This window comes from Streptomyces odonnellii (genome assembly GCF_000981895.1).
GTDB classification, from domain to species: Bacteria; Actinomycetota; Actinomycetes; order Streptomycetales; family Streptomycetaceae; genus Streptomyces; species Streptomyces odonnellii.
The window spans coordinates 1-4740 of the sequence record NZ_LATD01000110.1 but is presented as its reverse complement, the minus strand read 5'-3'; the positions used below and the strand labels follow the sequence as shown (position 1 = coordinate 4740).

General features: G+C 72.1%; 2 protein-coding genes. One reads left to right on the top strand and one right to left on the bottom strand.

What is annotated here, in order from left to right; all coding sequences use genetic code 11:
- Positions 1 to 2051 (top strand): HelD family protein (locus tag WH07_RS12280; RefSeq protein ID WP_052744344.1); only part of this gene is annotated, 2051 nt, incomplete at its 5' end.
- Between the two features lie 73 nt (positions 2052 to 2124).
- Here the strand turns inward: WH07_RS12280 and glgB are convergent.
- The gene (gene glgB, locus WH07_RS12275; RefSeq protein WP_198533791.1) at positions 2125 to 4554 is read right to left on the bottom strand and encodes a 1,4-alpha-glucan branching enzyme; all 2430 of its coding nucleotides are present in this window, start codon (positions 4552 to 4554) and stop codon (positions 2125 to 2127) included.
- Positions 4555 to 4740 lie beyond the last annotated feature (186 nt).

The following is a 4740-nucleotide window of genomic DNA, read 5'->3' as shown; positions in this document are numbered from 1 at the left end:
GCGACGGGCACGGCACCGAGGTCGACGACGCAGCCCGGGGTGCTGATCCAGGTGCCCATGTCCACCACATCGGACGAATCGGAATACGTCTCGACGACGAGGACCGCACCCCCCTCCTCATCGACTGGCGCGCCCCCGTCGCCCGCCCCTTCTATCTCGCCACCGGCTTCTCCCCCATGGGTCTGCGCCGGCGCCGCCACATCACCACCCAGGGCCGCCGCGTCACCGCGCTCCACGACGAGATCATGGATCTCACCGACACCACCCGCACCGGTTACGAGGACCCGGACGCCGACGCCGTCCTGCTCTCCGCGCTCAACTCCGTCCGTACCGGCCGGATGAGCGACATCGTCCAGACCATCCAGGCCGAACAGGACCGCATCATCCGCGCCCCGCACCGGGGCGTGCTGGTCGTCGAGGGCGGCCCCGGCACCGGCAAGACCGCGGTCGCGCTGCACCGGGCCGCGTATCTCCTCTACGCCCACCGAGAGCAGCTCGCCCGCCGCGCCGTGCTGATCGTCGGCCCCAACCCGGCCTTCCTCGGCTATATCGGCGAGGTGCTGCCCTCGCTCGGTGAGACCGGAGTGCTGCTGGCGACGGTCGGCGAACTGTTCCCGGGGGTACGGGCCACCGGTACGGACACCCCCGCGGCGGCCGAGATCAAGGGCCGGGCCTCGATGGCCGAGGTGCTGGCCGGGGTGGTGCGCGACCGGCAGACCGTGCCCCACCGCGCCACCGAGATCGCCCACGAGGGGTACGGAACGCTCCTCCTCGACCGTGCCATGGCCGAGGACGCCCGCTGGCACGCCCGGGAGACCGGCCTTCCGCACAATCTTGCGCGCCCGCACTTCGCCTTCCATGTCATCGACGCCCTCACCGAGCAGCTCGCGGACCGGCTCGGCGCCGATCCCCTCGGCGACGGGAATCTGCTCGGCGCGGACGACATCGCCCAGCTCGGCAAGGAGATCGCCACCAGCCGCGAGGTGCACGCCGCGATCGAGGAACTCTGGCCGCTCCTCACCCCGCAGCGGCTGATCGCCGACTTCCTCGCCGGGCCCACCCGCCTCCCGGACGACGAAGCCGAGCTGATCCGCAGGACCGACGGCCCCTGGACCCCCGCCGACGTACCGCTGCTCGACGAGGCCGCCGAACTCCTCGGCGAGGACGACAGCGCCGCCCGCGCCGCCGCCGAGGCCGAGCGCCAGGACCGGATCGCCTACGCGCAGGGCGTGCTCGACCTCTCCGAGGGCTCGAAGACATACGAGTTCGAGGACCAGGAGTCCGAGGTGCTCGCCGCACACGACATCATCGACGCCGAACGGTTCGCGGACCGGCAGGAGGAGGCCGACCACCGCAGCGCCGCCGAACGGGCCGCCGCCGACCGCACCTGGGCCTTCGGCCATATCGTCGTGGACGAGGCACAGGAACTCTCCGCCATGGCCTGGCGGTTGCTGATGCGCCGCTGCCCCAGCCGCTCCATGACCCTGGTCGGCGACCCCGCCCAGACCGGTGACGCGGCCGGCTGCGACTCCTGGCGGCAGATCCTCGCACCGTACGTCGGCGACCGCTGGCGGCTGGTGCGGCTCGGCGTCAACTACCGTACGCCGGTGGAGATCATGGAGGTCGCGGCCGAGGTGCGGCGGACCGCCGACCCGCTCTTCGAACCCCCGAAGTCGGTACGGTCGACCGGCCGCGTCCCCCTCGTGCGTACGGTGGAGGCGGCGGCTCTGGTACGTACGGCCGCCGCGCTGACCTCGGATCCGGCGCTGGCGCACCCGGGCGAGGGACGTCTCGCGGTGATCGCCCCGGCCACCCTGCTGCCCGCCCTCGCGGCACAGCTCTCGGACGCCTCCTGGGGCTCCGAGCCCGATCTCACCCGGCCGGTGGTCCTGCTCGGCGCGCGCCAGGCGAAGGGCCTGGAGTTCGACACGGTGATCGTCGCCGATCCGGACGGCATCCTGAACGCCTCGCCGCGCGGCACGAACGACCTGTACGTGGCCCTGACCCGGGCGACCCAGCGGCTGGGGATCGTACGAATCGTACGTACCTGAACGCGCCCGGCCGTGGACCGTACGGTGCCGCCCCGCCGGAGCGATCCCGGCGGGGCGGCACCGTACGAAAACCTCAGACCGGCCGCAGCCACACCGTCGCCAGCGGCGGCAGTGTGAGCTGGATGCTCTCCGGCCGGCCGTGCGCCGCCACCGGCTCCGGCTTCAGCGGCTCCGCGTTCAGCACGTCGCTGCCGCCGTACCGCGCCGCGTCCGTGTTCAGGATCTCCGTCCAGGCCGCGAACTCCTCCGGAACACCGAGCCGGTACCGCTGCCGCACCACCGGCGAGAAGTGCGAGACCGCCAGCAGCGGCGAGCCGTCCGCGTCGAAGCGGAGGAAGGCGAAGACATTGTCGTCGGCCGCGTCGCCGTCGACCCACGCGAAGCCCTCCGGCACGGTGTCCCGCTCCCAGAGCGCGGGCGTCGCGGCGTACACCCTGTTGAGATCGCGCACCAGATCGCGTACGCCCCGGTGGTCGGCCTCGGCCTCGTACGACGGATCGAGCACCCACCAGTCCGGGCCGTGCCCCTCCGACCACTCCGCGCCCTGCGCGAACTCCTGCCCCATGAAGAGGAGCTGCTTGCCGGGGTGGGCCCACATGAAGCCCAAGTAGGCACGCTCATTGGCGCGTTGCTGCCACCAGTCGCCCGGCATCTTGGAGACCAGCGCGCGCTTGCCGTGCACGACCTCGTCGTGGGAGATCGGCAGGACATAGTTCTCGCTGTACGCGTACACCATGGAGAACGTCATCTCGCCGTGGTGGTACCTGCGGTGGACCGGCTCCTTGGAGACGTAGTCCAGCGAGTCGTGCATCCAGCCCATGTTCCACTTCAGCCCGAAGCCGAGCCCGCCGAAGCCGTCGGGGCCCACATGGTGGGTGGCACGGGTGACACCGTTCCAGGCGGTGGACTCCTCGGCGATCGTCACCACCCCCGGGCAGCGGCGGTAGACCGTCGCGTTCATCTCCTGGAGGAAGGCGACAGCGTCCAGATTCTCCCGCCCGCCACGCTCGTTGGGCGTCCACTGGCCCTCCTCGCGCGAATAGTCGAGGTAGAGCATCGAGGCGACCGCGTCGACCCGCAGCCCGTCGACATGGAACTCCTCGCACCAGTACACGGCGTTGGCGACCAGGAAGTTACGGACTTCCGTGCGGCCGTAGTCGAACTCCAGCGTTCCCCAGTCGGGGTGCTCGGCCCGTCGCGGGTCCCCGTGCTCGTACAGCGGCCGGCCGTCGAACCGCGCCAGCGCCCAGTCGTCCTTGGGGAAGTGGGCGGGCACCCAGTCGACGATCACACCGATGCCCGCGCGGTGCAGGGCGTCGACGAGATACCGGAAGTCGTCGGGGGTGCCCATCCGGGAGGTCGGCGCGTAGAAGCCGGTGACCTGATAGCCCCAGGATCCGCCGAAGGGATGCTCGGCCACCGGCATCAGCTCGACATGGGTGAAACCGAGGTCACGGACATACGCGGGGAGCTGTGCGGCGAGCTGACGGTATGTCAGTCCAGGCCGCCAGGAAGCGAGATGGACCTCGTACACCGAGAACGGCGCCTCGTGCACCGGCCGGTCGGCGCGGTGCTTGAGCCACTGCTCGTCGCGCCACACATGGTGCGACTCGGTGACCACGGAGGCCGTCGCGGGCGGCACTTCCGTACGGCGTGCCATCGGGTCGGCGCGCAGGGTGTGCGAACCGTCCGGGCGGGTGATGTCGAACTTGTACAGCGCGCCCTCGCCGATCCCCGGTACGAACAGCTCCCACACCCCGGTGGAGCCCAGCGAGCGCATCGGCAGGGCGGTGCCGTCCCAGTAGTTGAAGTCGCCGGAGATCCGTACGCCCCGGGCATTGGGCGCCCAGACGGTGAAGCGGGTGCCGGCCACGCCCTGGTGGGTCATGGTCCGGGCACCGAGGGCCCGCCACAGCTCCTCGTGCCGGCCCTCGCCGATCAGATGGAGATCGAGTTCGCCGAGCGCGGGCAGGAAACGGTACGGATCCTCCACCTCCAGCTCGTCGAGCGGCTCGGCGGTGTCGCTGTAGCGGACGAGGAGTGTGTACTCCGGTACGGCTCCAGCGGCTCCGGCGGCTTCCAGCGGCAGGATCCCGGAGAAGAAGCCGTCGCCGTCGTCATGCAGCGCGACCCGTACGGCGGGGCCCCCTGCGGGCTTCCGGGCGGCGGGCTGCCTGGTCACGACGGTCACCGCGCGCGCGTACGGCCGCAGCGTTCGGAACAGCACGCCGTCCGCCACCGGGTGCGCGCCCAGCAGCGCGTGCGGATCGTGGTGCGAGCCGTTGAGCAGCCGCTCCCGGTCCGTGCCGTCCAGCGCGGGCGCGGCCCGCACCGCCTCCGCACGCTCGCCGGGATCGTCGCGCGGCGGCGGGGCGGTGGCACCGGAGTCCTGTGGGCGCTTGCGGCGCGCGGGCTTCTTCCCCGCCCCGGCGGCCGGGGCGGGGACGGAGGTGGTGGGGAGCGTGGGCTCCGAAGGACGGTCGGACGGCGTGCGGGCGGTCACGGGGGCTGCCTCCTCGGCGGTGCTGCGGCGGTGTGGCGCTGGACGGACGGGTGGACGGAGTCGGACGGACAGAGGTGGGTGGACGGGAGGGGATCGGGCGGCTCGGGCGGATGAGGCGGGTCAGGACGGGCCGGGTGGATCAGGGACCGGGCCGGGCGGCTCCCCCCGGTGCCCTGTCGGGACCGC